The following is a 15,288-nucleotide window of genomic DNA, read 5'->3' as shown; positions in this document are numbered from 1 at the left end:
TGTGACTCTAAGTGATAAGGATGAAATTGCTGCATTCAATAAGTTAATGAATATGTTAAATGATTCAGATGATGTAAATAAGATATATCATAATGTGATTGTTGAAGAATAATAAGTGGAGTTGTTGCGAAAAATTTCGCAACAACTTTTTGTTTTTTATATAGTTTTTTATTTGACAAAGGTTTATAATTATATTGTAGTAATATTACTATACAAGAAAAGGAGACTAAAATGGGAAAAATTAAAATCGTACAATTTGGATGCGGTAAGATGGCTAAATATCTTATGAGATATAGCTTAGAAAAAGGTGGTGAAATTGTTGGCGCCTTTGACAACAATCCAGATATAGTCGGAAAAGATATAGGCTTTGTTATAGAAAGTGAAGACAAGGGAATTAAAATACAAACTGCAGAAAAATTTGAAAAATGCTTAGAAGCTGAAAAGCCAGATGTTTGTATAGTAGCAACAAGGTCTACTGTTGAAGAAATTTCAGATGTTTATAAACTATGTGCAAAACATGGAGTAAATGCTATAAGTACATGTGAAGAAGCTCTATATCCTTGGAATTCAAGCAAAGAGTTAACTGAAGAATTAGACAAATTAGCAAAAGAAAATAATTGTACACTTTCAGGTAGTGGATATCCTGACATGTATTGGGGTGTTTTAGTAGATACAGTAGCAGGATCATTGTTCGATATCAAAAAGATCCATGGTATAAGCAGCTACAATGTTGAAGACTACGGAATAGCTTTAGCTGAAGGTCACGGTGCAGGATTAAACCAAGAAGATTTCAATGAAAAGTTTGGTCAATACAATGACTTAAACTATAAAGAAACCCTAACAGCTATAGAAGAAGGAAAGGTAATTCCTTCATATATGTGGAATCAAAATGGTTGGTTATGTGAAAAATTAGGACTTACAATAACATCTCAAACTCAAAAGAGTATTTCTGTAACCCACACAGAAGATTTAGAATCTTCAACCTTAAATATGACAATAAAAGCTGGTGACGCTACTGGTACAGAATTTGTGGTAACTACAGAAACTGAAGAAGGTATCACGATCGAAACACACAACCTAGGATATGTTTATGCTCCTGAAAATTATGACATCAACAGATGGACCTTTGAAGGTGAACCAGATACAAAACTTGTAATGGACAATCCAGACACAGTAAGACTAACATGTTCTAACCTAGTAAATAGAATCCCTGCTTTAATAAAAGCAGAAGCAGGTTATATCACAACAGATAAAATGCCAAATCCAAGATACATGGTAAAGGATATGGATTATTATCTATAATATAAATGTTGCTGCCTTTTAGGCAACGTAAAAAGAGGAGTTGTTGCGAAAAATTTTGCAACAACTTTTTTTGTGAGGATTTGGAGTAAAGTTGGGCGAGATAAGTTTTAAAGTCAAAAAATGATTTTAAAACTTACGGTTTTGAGATTTTCGTAAGTATAAAATCTAAAAAGCGATTTTAAAACTTATTTCCAACTTCTCAGATAAGTTTTAAATTCAAAAAACCGATTTAACACTTACAGTTTTTGAATTCTCATAAGTATATAAGGTCAAAATTGATTTTAAAACTTATTTTCTTCATATGGCCAACCACAAAGATCACCAATCAAAAAACTCTTGCAAAACCACAAGTTTTGCAAGAGTACATTCTTCCTTTATCTAACCTTCAACTTCTCACTATTTATCATTTTTTCAACAATATATGCCACGACCAATACCCCTAAAGTAGGCAGCAACCAAGACAATCCCTCGTCTGCTAAAGGCAACCCCTCTTCAAAAGCTGTTAGTAAAGGTAACCTTACTTTAAAGCTTGTCGCTAACACATTTATAACTGGTAACACTACAGCCACGACAGCTGAAAATAAGTAGGATAATTTCTCATACTTAAACAAGTCGTGACTTATACCCATAACTATGAGTAAAAGTGCAACTGGATATATGATCAATAACATTGGTACAGATATTGCTAAGAGCTTGTTTAGACCAAAGTTTGCCATTAAAAATGAAAATATGGTCCAAATATATACCCAAGCCCTATAAGATAATTTTTCTTTGAAAAGTGTGTGGAAGTATTCCCCACCACTTGTGATTAGTCCAACACATGTAGTTAGACATGCCAAGGTGAAGATACCTGCTAATAAAACTAGGCCAAATTCTCCAAAGGCTTCTCTTACATTCGCAGTAAGAATGACTACTCCATTTTCTGCACCGACTAATAATCCTGATGTTCTCATTCCTATTAAACTAAGCATACCATATACAATAGTCAATAAAGATCCTGCAATCAATCCACTTTTAACTGTATATCTGGTAACGGCTTTTTTGTCTTTTACACCAAATCTCTTGATAGAAACTGCTACAACAAAACCAAAGTTTAGGGCAGCTATGGCATCCATGGTTTCATAGCCAGACAAGAAACCTTTTACTAAAGGCGCACTGGCATAATCGCCAACTGGTTGGCCTACATTGCTAGGTAGCAATACAACCCTAACAAACATAAGAGTTATCAATAATAGCAAACTTGGTGTTAGATATTTTCCTACTCTTACTACTAGCCTACTTGGATTTAAGCAAATCCACATGGCTACAGCAAAAAACACAAAGGTGTAGATTAGCCTCGCTAAAGTGACTGAAAATGATTGCGGTAAATAAGGTGCTATAGCCATTTCAAAGGGTACACTGCCTGCTCTTGGTATTCCCATTCCTGGTCCTATGGACATGTATATAGCTGTTGTGAATATTAGGGCAAATATTGGTCCAACTCTGCTTGCTAGATTTGTTAAACCTTCGGTTTTACCTACAACAATAGCACCCACTACCGGAAATACTATAGCCGTAATGGCAAAACCTAAAAATGCAATCCACATGCTTGTCCCTGCTTGATTTCCTAAAAGTGGTGGGAATATCAGATTTCCTGCTCCAAAAAATAATCCAAATAACATTACACTTACATGCATAAAGTCATTTCTTTTTAACTTGTTCATCTTTCCTCCAAAAAAAATATTATAAATATATTTAAAAATAAAAAAGTCCTTTGCCAATTGACAAAGGACGAAATATTCCGCGTTACCACCTTAATTCTTATACAAAAATAAGCTCTCAAGCATCTATCAATGCCGTGCACAATAACGCATGCAATCGCGTCAAGTCTTACTCTTTTCAGACTTGCAAGAGAAAAATGATTTTCAACCTACTTCCAAGATAGTCTCGCACCAAACGACTACTCTCTGCACTCTTTCATAAGCTTACTCTTTTTTTCTATACTCTTTAATCTTAAATCTATTTATTAAGAGTATTATAAAGAATTTTTATGCATATGTCAAAATTTTTAAGCCTTTGGAACAAATAGTGATATAATTAAAAGAAAAAGTTGGAGATTAAAATGAATAAAAATAATATTTCAATACTTGGAATTCCTATGGATTTGGGTGCAAGCACTATTGGTACTAGACTAGGGCCAGATTCAATAAGAATGACCGGTGTTTTGGATGACTTGGTCGATCTTGGTCTGACCGTAAATGACCTAGGAAATATTGATATAGACAATGGTTATAAAAAAGAAAAAAACATTGACAATATGACCAACTTGGATAGGCTATTACCTTCACTAAGAAAGATTAATGAACAAGCTTATGACTTGTTTAATAGGGATTCATTCCCATTAATTTTGGGAGGTGACCATTCATTAGTATTAGCAACTTTTAAGGCCTTTTTGAAAAAATATGATAATCCAGGCCTTATTTACGTTGATGCCCACGCAGATATAAATACCGATAAGACATCCACCTCAGGAAATGTCCATGGTATGCCAATTGCTGCCCTATTAGGTTTATGCGATGATAGGCTAAATAATATTGGCGGAGATTATTTCCTAAAGGCTAAAAACATAGTCTATATAGCCATCAGAGATATTGATGAAGGCGAAGAAAAAATAATTGAAAAATTAAATATTAAATATTTCTCAATGGCTGAAATATATGAAAAAGGAATCAAAAATGTTTTAGAAGAAACTTTTGAATACCTAAAAGATGTAGATAATATCTATACTTCTTATGACATCGACTCCATAGATATGGATATAGCTCCAGGTACAGGAGTGCCTGTAAGGGGTGGACTAGACTACAATATGGCCAGGGATATAATGTCTAGATTGGGTAAGAATGATAAGATCAAAGGCTTAGAATTGGTTGAAGTGAGCCCAAGTTTGGATATAAGAAACAAAACATCTTTGATAGCTAAAGAATTACTACTAGCATTCTTTGGTAAAAAATTTATATAACATAAAAGAGCTAGTTTCCGCTAGCTCTTTTACCTTTATTTATCAATATTTAATTAATTATTTTTTATCATATCTGTTGCCATTGTTAAAAGATCAATAGCTAAATAGTAGTTGTCGCCGATCAAATCATAAATCGCATCTTCAGTAAGTATACCTTGATTTATTTCAGGATCTATTTCTCCATTATTTGACTTGTCAAAATCTTCCATAAATTGTTTGCTATCGTAGTATTCTACAAGTTTTCTATATTCAGCATAAGATTTTTGAAAATCCTCAAGTGATTTTTTGAACGCTTCTAATTCCTTCTTGTGGTTTTCATAAATTTCAGTATATTTTACAATGTGTTCAAATTCCATAACTACCTCCGTTATTTATACTTATATTATATATTTTACCAAATAAAAAAATATTAAACATAAATCGTTGGTATTTCTAAAATAAGTTTATTACTTGCCATTATGCTATAATGATGTGATAGGAGGTGTCTTATGGACCTTTATAATAATACGAAAAATAACGTAAATAAAACAGAAGAAAAGAAACAAAGAGATATTAGAAGATATTCTCAAATGTCTATTGAAAATATACTCACTAAACTCAAAACTAGTGACCAAGGTCTTTCTAGTGAAGAAGTAGAAAGTAGACAAGAAAAGTACGGAAAAAATTCTATCGAAGTTGAAGATAAACATACAGACTTAAAATTATTTTTAGAAGCACTTATAAACCCCTTCAACTTGATATTGATCGTAGTTGCAATAGTTACCTACTTTACAGATGTAGTCTTGTCTCCAGATAAAGACTATGTAACTGTTTCAATTATAATTTTAATGGTTGCGATATCAACTGGAATTTCCTTTATTCAATCAAGAAACTCCAATAGGGCAGCTAAAAGTTTAAAGGAATTAGTTGCAAATACTTGCCACGTAATCAGGAATGGGCAAGTTGTGGAAATTGATGTAGATGAAGTAGTTCCCGGAGATATAGTTAAACTTTCAGCTGGTGACATGTTACCTGCTGATGTAAGATTTATACAAACTAAGGATACATTCTTATCCCAGTCTGCTCTCACTGGAGAATCAAACCCTGTTGAAAAGTTCACAAAATTAAAAGATAAGGAAGAATACAGCCTTGCAGATTTAGAGAATATCGGTTTATTAGGCACGGATTTAGTATCAGGATCTGCTACAGCCGTAGTAGTCCACACTGGTCAAAATACATATTTCAGCACTATTGCTAAATCTTTAGAATCCGGTCGTGAAAGAACCTCATTTGAAAAAGGTGTTAATGATGTATCTAAATTATTAATCAGAATGATGCTTCTTATCATCCCTTTAATTTTTGTGATAAACGCTGTTATCAAAAAAGATTGGTTAAGCGCCCTACTATTTTCTATAAGTATAGCTGTGGGACTTACACCTGAAATGCTACCAGTTATCATGACTTCAACCCTGGCTACAGGTGCTCAAGCCATGAGTAAAAAGAAAGTAATAGTTAGAGACTTAGGATCCATTCAAACTTTTGGTGAAATGGATGTTTTATGTACAGATAAAACCGGCACTTTAACAGAGGATAAAATCGTTTTAGAAAAATATATAGACCTTAGGGGAAATGATGACACAAGAGTTTTGAGGAATGCCTATCTAAACTCTTACTTCCAAACAGGACTTAAAAACCTTATTGACCTAGCAGTAATCAACAGGGCTGAAAAAAATGGTATGGCTGAGATTTTAGATTCCTATAAAAGAATTGACGAAATACCATTCGACTTTAGCCGTAGGAGAATGAGCGTTGTACTACAGGACCAAGAAGGCTCTAGAAGACTAGTTACAAAAGGTGCTGTAGAAGAGGTTATGGATATTTGCTCTTATGTTGAAATAGATGGTCAAGTACTCCCCCTTGGAGAAGAGGAAGAAAAAATCGCCATGGAAACATATCTAAAATATAATCATGACGGTTTAAGAATCATTGCAGTTGCTCAAAAACATGAAGTTCCTGACGAAAAACATTTTTCAGTAGAAGATGAATCTGAAATGATTTTAATTGGATTTATAGGATTTTTAGATCCACCAAAAGAATCTGCATCAGAAGCTATCCAAGCCCTGAAAGAACACGGTGTTAAAACTGTTGTTTTAACAGGTGACTCTGAAGGTGTTGCCCTAAAAGTATGTAATGAAATAGGGCTTAACATTGATGAACACTATACCGGTACGCAGGTAAGCAATATGACCGACCAAGAGCTTGCTGATGTGGTAGATAGGACTCAATTATTTAGTAAATTGGACCCAATGCAAAAGAGAAGAGTCATCGAAGCCTATAAGGAAAAAGGACATACTGTCGGTTATATGGGAGATGGTATAAATGATGCCCCTGCCCTTAGAAGGGCTGATGTTGGCATTTCAGTTGATTCAGCTGTCGATATAGCTAAGGAAACTGCTGATATAATCCTGTTAGAAAAAGACTTGATGGTTCTTGAAGAAGGTGTACTTGAGGGTAGAAAGACTTTTGGTAATGTTATGAAATACCTAAAAATGTCCGTTTCTGGTAACTTTGGTAATATGGTAGCTGTAATAGTTGCTTCAATATTTTTACCATTCTTACCAATGCTACCAGTCCACATTTTGACTCAAAACTTACTAAATGACTTCGCACAAATAGGTATAGCCTTTGATAATGTAGACCCTGAATACGTGAAATCACCAAGAAAATGGAATTCAAAATCCATCAAATTATTCACATATATAATGGGACCAATATCATCTATATTTGATATTTTAATCTTTGCTTCCCTTTGGTATATATTTGGCTATAAAACTTTAGAATTCGCACCACAATTCCAAGCTGGATGGTTTGTATTTGGTACAGTTTCACAAATAGTAATCACCTATGCTATAAGAACTGAAAGAATACCATTTATTAGGTCAAAACCTGCTAAAGGTCTTGTAATTTCAACACTACTAGTTAGTTTAGTTGCTCTCTCAATAGCCTTTGTACCACAACTAGCTATACTTGTAGACCTGGTTTCACCTAATATTAAATATCTATGGGTAATGCTAGGTATCATTTTACTTTACTCACTAGTGGTAGAAGTGGTTAAGAAATTCTTTATGAACAGATTTGGCGAATGGTTGTAGGAAATAAAATAAGTATAATAACAAAACAATCACAATAAGTTTCGGACCTGATGACGGCCATTGGCAATCTGATGCCAGCCTTCCTATGGATGCTCCTAGGATGGGTGATGTAAAAGTATTAAGATAGTTTAAATTAATAAAATTACAAAAAGCAAGGCGGACTTTAATGTCCTCCTTGCTTTTCTATTTCTAATCTTTTCTAAAAGAACCTATCTATTTACAGATCTGGCTACTCTTGAAACAGTATGTCTTAATCCTCTTATAGCCACACTCATTTCAAAAATATTTTCAACTGGAGCTAAACCACTAAATCCGGCATCTCCTATATGTTGTACATCAGCACCGCATAATTTATTTCTTATAGCCATTTCTCTAATAGTTTCAGGTCTAGCACCTTCTTGACTTGTACCGATTGCTGTCATGACTAAGGCATCATTTTTATGCGCAACATCACAGGCTAATTTTAATTGTTCTTCATCAAAACCTTGAATTGTTCCAATTGAAGGCACTAAAATTATATCTGCTCCAGCTTCTGTGAATTCTTTAATTGTATCTTCATCACATACTGGTTCATCTACACCGGATGAATGCATCTTACCAGCAATTATCAAACCATTGAAATGTTTTTTAGCAAGTCTTATTGCTTCTCCAATTGCTTTGTTTGTTACACCTGTACCAGGATTACCTGTCAAGCATAGAAAGTCCATGCCTAATTCGTTTAAAGCCTTCAAACTTTCTTCATTTACAGTTCTACCTTTAGAAATTTCAATTACTTCATCCATCATAGCAGCATTTTCATCAACAGGTTCTAGATTTACACCTATTGGTCTTCCTACTAATTTCTTTAATTCATTTACAAAGTCTTTTTGATTTTCTACATTAGCTAAATTCGGCTCAATTACGTCAACCCCATTTAATAAAATTAAGTCGGCACCAAATGAAGCAGCTAATTCAGTGTTGGTTAAGTCATTTATCCATGCAGGATGTATAGCTACATTCTCTGATAAGATAACTCTACCTTCACTTGCCTTAATACTTTGTTTCAATTCTTCTGCAGAATATAAAAGTATTTCTGAAGTGTTTGCACTAATCAATCTTCTCATTTAATTCTCCTAATTTGTTTGCTTTTTCAACCATCATGTAGAATGGTAGATATACCATTATGTCTACTGTTATTATAACAATTTGAAGTAATGACCCCATTAAACTACCAGTAGTTAAGAATCCTGAAATAATTGGAGGCATTGTCCAAGTTGCTGATGCATATGTCAATGGAACAAGTCCACTAGAAAATGCAAAGTAAGCTATAAGTGTATTTATCATAGGTACGATTATGAAAGGTATAAATAAAGCTACGTTCATAACAATTGGTAGACCAAATACTGCTGGTTCGTTAATGTTAAATATACCAGGTACTAAGGTTAGTGGTCCCATAGCTTTTGTTTGTTTAGACGAAGCCTTTCTTAAAGCAATAATTGAAATAACTATTACTAAACCTAGAGTTGCTCCACCACCACCTATATACACGAAGTTATCCATAAATGATTTTGTAATGATTTCTGTTAAAGGTTGACCAGCTTGTTGAGCCTTAGCATTTATATCTAAGTTTGCTAACCAAACTGGACTAAATATTGAGTTAACGGTAGATCCACCGTGGATTCCCATGAACCAAAATAGTGAGTTTAATCCAGTAACTATCATGGTTCCAAACATTGTTGAACCTAGTAGTCCTAAAGGTTTTCCTAGTACAACTTTTATAACTTCGTGGATGTTTGGTAATCCGTATTTATCTAATACAGCAAATATAATTAACCAGAATGTAATAATAACTGCACCAGGTATAATTGCACTAAATGATCTTGCTATTGCTGGTGGAACACTGTCAGGTAATGTAATTTTAATATTCTTATTAATAAACCATTGGTATACGTAAGCACTTAATAATCCAAGTACTATAGCTACAAATATACCACTAGATCCTAAATAAGATAAAGTCAAACCAGATCCATCTTCACCGGTTAGAAAAGGTGTAACCACAACAAATGATGATAATGAAACTATACCAGCTGCTATACCATCTACCTTATATTGGTTTGCCATAGAGTTTGCTATACCAAAACTTGCTACTAAACCTGTTAAACCAAAACTTGAGTTTACACCTTTCCATAGGTAATCAGATATACCATTTTCAGCAAGGAAATCAGTAAACGCTTTTATAGGTAAGCTAGCTAAAATCATAAAAATAGAACCTACAATAATTAAAGGCATAGCTAGAGTTATACCATCACGTATTGCAATAAGTCCTTTATTAGCTCCTAGTTTTGACGCAATAGGTAAAAGTTTCTCCTCAAAGGTCTTGTTAAATTTGCTCATTTCTATCCTCCTTAATATAAAATATTTTCAATTTAAATATATAGTAAAACAAATAATATGTCAACGATTTCATATTAAGTTTCTTAAACTACATTAAGTAAAGATGCCTACATCATTCTTAACTCATATATAAAGAATACCTTTTCTTTTCTCAAAAATAATGATATTATTATATATATTAATGGAGGTTTATATGAAAAATATAGTTTTAATATGTGCAGCAGGTATGTCTACATCACTGCTAGTTAATAAAATGAAAGATTATTGTAAAAGCGTAAATTACGATGCAAATATAAATGCATATGCGATGTCAGAAATCGATAAATATGCTGAAGATGCAGATATAATTTTATTGGGACCACAAGTTAGATTTAATTTAAATAAAGTTCAAACACAATATCCTCACAAAGAAGTACAAGTAATCGATATGGTTGATTACGGTACTATGAATGGTGAAAAAGTAATGAAAAAAGTAATAGAAACAATAGGTGAATAGGATGAATATTGAAGAAATAAGTTTTCAAATCATAGCTTCAGTTGGTGCCGCAAGATCTTCATATATAGAAGCAATCAATGAAGCAAAAGAAGGTAATTTTGAAGCTGCAGAAAATAAAGTTAAAGAAGGTGGAGAATTATTTTCCAAAGGACATGATGCTCATTTTGCCCTTGTTGCTCAAGAGGCAGACGCAAGTAAAGACCCTGTAGAGTTTAACCTTATACTTATGCATGCCGAAGACCAATTAATGAGTGCTGAAGGCTTTGGTATATTAGCAGAACAATTTATAGACTTATATAAGATTATTTATAAAAAATAGTAAAATATTTTTAAAAAATTAAAACCAGATGTAATTTTTATATCACATCTGGTTTTCCATTTACCTAACTAATTTCTAATATAGACTATCTTGAATGTATCCTCTTCTTCAATTTTAAAGTTTCTATCTATATAGTCATTTAATTTCTCTATTTCAAACATAGTGGCTGGAACACGCACTTTTTCATTGTTTTTGGTATAAACCATATAATATTTAATATCTCTTATTATTTTATCAATATCCTTGTAATAAACGGTATTTTCTTTATTTAAATGTCCAACAGTAAAATAGTCCTCTTCTTCTATTAAGTAAGATTTAACAAAAAACTTATAGTAAAATATGGAGAATCCTACAAATAACAAAGCTACTAATCCATATATTAACGCTTTATTTCTTCCTGTAGAAGATACTATTTCTGAAATCGCAAAAGCAGCAAAAATTATGCCTATAGCAAGTAAAATCAAGAATGAAATCATAAATGATTTATTTGCTTTTTTTATGTTTTTATTCATATTTCCTCCTATGTTTTATCGGTGGTATGTAAATATTTTTACTGCTTATTTCATTGTCTTATTTTAATTTTATAAAAATTATATACAGATTTCCAGGATTTTACATACTTTTAACATAGGTAGGCTAAGAGTAATAAGATTTATTTCTTTGCACAATTTCTTAAAGCTAGTAAAAACAAAACTATTCCAAGACCTACAAGCATGTGTCCTATACCTGCGATTCCTGAAATTGAAGCATCTAAAGCCTTGGAAATTTGAAGATCACGAACTTGTACTACTCCTCTTACAAGCATAGTCAAAGCTAATATAGGTAGTCCAATATTGTAGACTTTCATAAAAATTTTGAATTTCTTGTCTTTTTCAAGGTCCATAGAATTTGAAAATATTGCTACTAATAGAAATACCAACATTCCTAGGGTTAATAAATGAGTATGCAACTTGCCTAAAGCAGTCACACCTGTAAAGCTATTCCACTTTGTAAATTCACGATAAAATACACCCGCAACCATTCCAAATATAGCGTATATGAGTGCTAAATTAAAATATTTTTTATTCATTTTGTCTCCTTTAACTATGAAGTTAATTGTTTTTTACTACCTCTTTTTATTTTCATATCTTAATGAACTTATTAATTTTCAGTTATATTATTTAGCCATTCCTTCTTTCGATATAGATAAATCATAAAGAATACTTTAATAAATTCCTCTAAGCTTACAATTGTAAATACCCATTCAATTGGTAAATTTAGTACAAGCACTCCTATGAAAGACATCGGAATTGCAAATAGCCACATTGTAGATAATTCAAATATCAAAGGCTTCTTAGTTAGTCCTCCAGATCTAAAGAATCCTACAATTAGCATCCCATTTATGAATCTGAATGGAATAAATATTCCTCTAATAATTAATAATTTTATAGAAATGTCATATACATTCTTTTCAATACCAGAATATATCTTCATCAATAGATGTGGGAATCCTGATAATGTAACTAAAGATAAAAGTCCTATAATAATCGTTAATTGTATAAAATATCTAGCATATCTCTCAACTCTTTCTTGTTTAGACCTACCTAAATTTTGCCCTATAATAACAGCTGCAGAAGAGTTAAGTGAATTAACAATTATAAAGAAAACATTTTGAATCGTACCTGTAAGTTGTATAGCAGCTGTTGCATCTTTTCCAATTCTTGAATAGGCCATAGCAAATAATAATTGGCCGAGTGACCAAAACATTTCTGCCATTATTATTGGAGTGGCAATTGGAAAGAATTTTTTCATTTTTTCTAAATCAACTTTAAATAGTTTTATTGGTTTTACATTAAATAAGTCGTAATTATGTCTATTAATAAAAAATACCAACAATATTAGTTCAAAATATCTTGCAATTATTGTTCCAAGGGCTGCCCCCGCAACTCCAAGGGCTGGAGCACCAAACTTTCCAAATATGAAAATATAATTGAAAAATATATTTACGAAAAATGAAAGAACTGAAGCAAGCAATGGCTCTTTAACCCTATTTACAGATCTAAGTACTGCATTAAAACACATAGACATTGCATTTGGTATAAATGTAAGCGCAACAAGTGTCAGATATGAAACACCATAAACTTTAACTTCGTCATCTGGAATTAATACATGCATAATCTGATTTGGGAATAATAAAGAAACAAGCGTAAATATGATTGCTACAAATGCAGAAATTTGCATGATTAAGCTCAAATAACTTCTTACATTTTCCTCATCTTTGTTTCCAAAATATTGTGAAAAGAACACTCCGCCTGCACTTGATATACCAAAAATAATAACAGCAAAAAAGAATACATATTGATTTACAAGACCTACTGCGGCAATCTCTGCTCCACCCAATGAAGAAATCATTACGGTGTCTGCCATATTAATAGAAGTAGATATCAAAAATTGTAATGATAATGGTAGCGCAACTGCTATAAGCGATCTTAAAAATTTCTTATCAGAAAAGAAAAACTTTCTATCTTTCATAAATAAATTAACCCCTTAATATTAAACTAAAATAGCACAAAAGATATTATATATTAAATTTAGAGATTTATACAATATTAACCATATAATAATTATATCTTAAATTTTCTTTAATTATAATACAAATTTCAAATAAGTAATTTATCGAAAAGAATCTTTTTCTACTTGTAAAATTTATGTAAAATAAGCCAATATAGGTCACTTTTACTTTAAAATAGGGTATTATTATATTAAGAAAAAAAACTTATTATTATATAAATAGCACTATATTTTATAGGCAAGTAATTTTAAGGAGTAAAAAATGAAAAGACGATTTTTTATAATACTGCTTGTTGGAATGACTATTTTTCTGACTGCTTGTCAATATATAGAGAGGGCAGTAGAAGACACCTTTTCTAAGCCCCCACAAAAAGTAAGTACAGAAAAAAAAAGTGATAATAAAAAGTTTTTAAGTAGTATAAAAGATATCTTTATAGATAAAAGCAATGATAGAGTTTTTATTACAGATATCATTAAAGATGCTGAGGAAAAAATGGGATATGAATTTCCTACTTTCTTAAATGGTCATTTTAGTAGATATCTTACAGAAAATGATATCCATCGTTATTTGTCTAAAGAAGAAGTAATAGAAATAGCCAAAGAATATGATCAAAACAATTTTTTATTGAACACTAAAAAACGAGATGAAGTAATGGAGGAATTGTTTGAATTAGTCGGTGCCAGAGATTTTTATATTTATCAAACTAGATTTAGAATTCTAGATACTAGTATCTATATTTATATCGTAAACCCTAATAATTCTGAACATGTTGATTTGTATTACTATAATTTAAGCATAGGAAAATGGATTATACAGCCTGAAAAACTTTCTGCTGATACTGATCCTATGAAAAATTCAATTTTATTTTCAGATATAAATTTTGATGCCTTTGAAAAAATAATCGACACAGGAAAAGAAGTCCTAAAAGAAATGGGTGATTATAGAGAATATAATATTATGAATAGGGACCTTGGAATTAATACTATAAGTGCTCATTTAGATGGAGAAGATTTAATACTTAAAGCAAAAGTAGAAGGTGTGAGAGAAGATTATAATTTAACTTTTGATAGAAATGGCAATTTAATCGAGAAAGAGAGGGCTTAAAATGATGTTACGATTAATACTATTTTTTATGTATGTTTTCCCTATACCTTTTATTGGAATTCCAACCATTAGAACAACTCCTATAATTGCAACAATTCTCTTAGTTGTAGGAATAATTCTTTGGTCAATACAATCTTATTTGATTTCAAAATTTATAACAAATCCTAAGAAAATGGCAAAAAAACACCAAAGAGTTCGAGATACTGGAAAAATTACTCAAGCTGAAATATTGGATAGTCAAAATATTGGTATTCAAGATGGGTATCCTTTAAAAAATTTATTAATTAGATTTACAAATCTAGCTGCTAATCCTGTAAAAGCAATTATTCAGCTTATAGATTCTAAAGAACATGAAAAAAGATTTGAACCAGGTAAGACTATAGATTTAAAACTAAATCAAAGAGGTTCTGATCCTGCATTCACTTTTGGAGAAGGAGAATTCATTACAGAATCTAGGCCTTGGGCTTGGGCATGGCTGATTTTTAATATTGTATATATGATAGTCTTTTTCCTAGTCACTTACTATTTCAAAAATGAGGGATATGGATGGAGATTTTTAAATCCATTCACCTCATGGTTATGGGCTCCAATTGCCGGGATTTCTATCTTAAAATATCTTCTTAAATCAGGTATTGAACAAGATATAATAAGTCAATACCATGAAATTTCATCTTCTAATTCTAAAAAAGATATTGGAGAGCTTTTATTATATGGTAGAAGCACTGAAGGGGAAATCGTAAGCTATGGGCAAACTGGACTTTATGTTAATGAACAGCCGCAATTAAGATTTAATATGAAATTTATAGATGATATTGGTAACACTGTAAATAAAAGCTTTAAAAAAGTTATTCCTTTAACCAAATTACATGAACTTAAATTAGGAAAAGTAGAAGTCCTATATCTTCCTAGAAATACTGATATATTTATGATTTCTTTTGTTGATTAGAAATAGAAAAAATGGTGGTGTTGCAGATTAGTTAAATTTAGTCTGCACATCACCTTTTTTCTTAAATA

At 31.6% G+C, this 15,288-nt stretch carries 15 protein-coding genes and 1 other annotated feature; of the genes, 8 read left to right on the top strand and 7 right to left on the bottom strand.

The genetic code is table 11. The annotated features are described in order from the left end of the window. Position 1 precedes the first annotated feature (1 nt). Together Q0U66_RS05825 and Q0U66_RS03840 are read left to right on the top strand one after the other, a co-directional pair. Positions 2–112: a YebC/PmpR family DNA-binding transcriptional regulator gene (locus tag Q0U66_RS05825; protein WP_366938262.1), complete on the top strand. Its 111-nt coding sequence runs from the start codon at positions 2–4 to the stop codon at positions 110–112. A gap of 119 nt (positions 113–231) precedes the next feature. Then, positions 232–1,302, top strand: coding sequence for a hypothetical protein (locus Q0U66_RS03840; RefSeq protein ID WP_297377640.1), 1,071 nt, complete (start codon positions 232–234; stop codon positions 1,300–1,302). A gap of 374 nt (positions 1,303–1,676) precedes the next feature. Here Q0U66_RS03840 and brnQ read toward each other — a convergent pair whose 3' ends face one another. Then, complete coding sequence (brnQ, locus tag Q0U66_RS03835) at positions 1,677–3,005, bottom strand: branched-chain amino acid transport system II carrier protein (protein ID WP_297377638.1); 1,329 nt, start codon at positions 3,003–3,005, stop codon at positions 1,677–1,679. 60 nt (positions 3,006–3,065) lie between these two features. After that, positions 3,066–3,292 (bottom strand) — a binding site (T-box leader). A 111-nt stretch (positions 3,293–3,403) separates the two neighbouring features. Between brnQ and rocF the strand changes: the two genes are divergently transcribed. Continuing rightward, on the top strand, positions 3,404–4,300 hold the full coding sequence (gene rocF / locus Q0U66_RS03830; RefSeq protein WP_297377636.1) for an arginase: 897 nt from the start codon (positions 3,404–3,406) through the stop codon (positions 4,298–4,300). Positions 4,301–4,353: 53 nt separating this feature from the next. On the opposite strand, the gene Q0U66_RS03825 is transcribed toward rocF, so the two are convergent. Continuing rightward, positions 4,354–4,656 (bottom strand): DUF4298 domain-containing protein, encoded by a 303-nt coding sequence (locus Q0U66_RS03825; RefSeq protein ID WP_297377634.1) that lies wholly within the window; start codon positions 4,654–4,656, stop codon positions 4,354–4,356. A 132-nt stretch (positions 4,657–4,788) separates the two neighbouring features. Here Q0U66_RS03825 and mgtA point away from each other — a divergent pair, with 132 nt between their 5' ends. Beyond that, positions 4,789–7,431, top strand: a complete 2,643-nt coding sequence (gene mgtA, locus Q0U66_RS03820) for a magnesium-translocating P-type ATPase (protein ID WP_297377632.1) — start codon at positions 4,789–4,791, stop codon at positions 7,429–7,431. A 209-nt stretch (positions 7,432–7,640) separates the two neighbouring features. On the opposite strand, the gene Q0U66_RS03815 is transcribed toward mgtA, so the two are convergent. Both Q0U66_RS03815 and Q0U66_RS03810 read right to left on the bottom strand, forming a co-directional pair. Beyond that, complete coding sequence (locus Q0U66_RS03815; protein ID WP_297377630.1) at positions 7,641–8,534, bottom strand: haloacid dehalogenase-like hydrolase; 894 nt, start codon at positions 8,532–8,534, stop codon at positions 7,641–7,643. After that, positions 8,518–9,804, bottom strand: coding sequence for a PTS sugar transporter subunit IIC (locus Q0U66_RS03810; RefSeq protein ID WP_297377628.1), 1,287 nt, complete (start codon positions 9,802–9,804; stop codon positions 8,518–8,520). The genes Q0U66_RS03815 and Q0U66_RS03810 overlap by 17 nt, the downstream gene beginning before the upstream one ends. Positions 9,805–9,997: 193 nt before the next feature. Between Q0U66_RS03810 and Q0U66_RS03805 the strand changes: the two genes are divergently transcribed. Together Q0U66_RS03805 and Q0U66_RS03800 are read left to right on the top strand one after the other, a co-directional pair. Next, positions 9,998–10,300 (top strand): PTS sugar transporter subunit IIB, encoded by a 303-nt coding sequence (locus Q0U66_RS03805; RefSeq protein WP_297377626.1) that lies wholly within the window; start codon positions 9,998–10,000, stop codon positions 10,298–10,300. Position 10,301: 1 nt separating this feature from the next. After that, complete coding sequence (locus tag Q0U66_RS03800) at positions 10,302–10,619, top strand: PTS lactose/cellobiose transporter subunit IIA (RefSeq protein ID WP_297377624.1); 318 nt, start codon at positions 10,302–10,304, stop codon at positions 10,617–10,619. A 68-nt stretch (positions 10,620–10,687) separates the two neighbouring features. Here the strand turns inward: Q0U66_RS03800 and Q0U66_RS03795 are convergent, their stop codons facing one another. From Q0U66_RS03795 to Q0U66_RS03785, 3 genes are all read right to left on the bottom strand, one after another. Further along, complete coding sequence (locus Q0U66_RS03795) at positions 10,688–11,131, bottom strand: hypothetical protein (RefSeq protein WP_297377622.1); 444 nt, start codon at positions 11,129–11,131, stop codon at positions 10,688–10,690. 140 nt (positions 11,132–11,271) lie between these two features. Continuing rightward, positions 11,272–11,688: a DUF2871 domain-containing protein gene (locus Q0U66_RS03790; RefSeq protein ID WP_297377620.1), complete on the bottom strand. Its 417-nt coding sequence runs from the start codon at positions 11,686–11,688 to the stop codon at positions 11,272–11,274. A 71-nt stretch (positions 11,689–11,759) separates the two neighbouring features. Further along, positions 11,760–13,130, bottom strand: coding sequence for an MATE family efflux transporter (locus Q0U66_RS03785; protein ID WP_297377617.1), 1,371 nt, complete (start codon positions 13,128–13,130; stop codon positions 11,760–11,762). 301 nt (positions 13,131–13,431) lie between these two features. On the opposite strand from Q0U66_RS03785, the gene Q0U66_RS03780 reads away from it, so the two are divergent. Both Q0U66_RS03780 and Q0U66_RS03775 read left to right on the top strand, forming a co-directional pair. Continuing rightward, on the top strand, positions 13,432–14,274 hold the full coding sequence (locus Q0U66_RS03780) for a hypothetical protein (protein ID WP_297377615.1): 843 nt from the start codon (positions 13,432–13,434) through the stop codon (positions 14,272–14,274). Between the two features lies 1 nt (position 14,275). Then, positions 14,276–15,220: a hypothetical protein gene (locus tag Q0U66_RS03775; protein WP_297377613.1), complete on the top strand. Its 945-nt coding sequence runs from the start codon at positions 14,276–14,278 to the stop codon at positions 15,218–15,220. Positions 15,221–15,288: the final 68 nt, after the last annotated feature.

The sequence above is a fragment of the uncultured Helcococcus sp. genome (genome assembly GCF_946998255.1).
In the GTDB taxonomy this organism is placed as follows: Bacteria; Bacillota; Clostridia; order Tissierellales; family Peptoniphilaceae; genus Helcococcus.
Note: the sequence above shows the minus strand (reverse complement) of the source record. Positions and strands in the feature narration are given on the sequence as shown.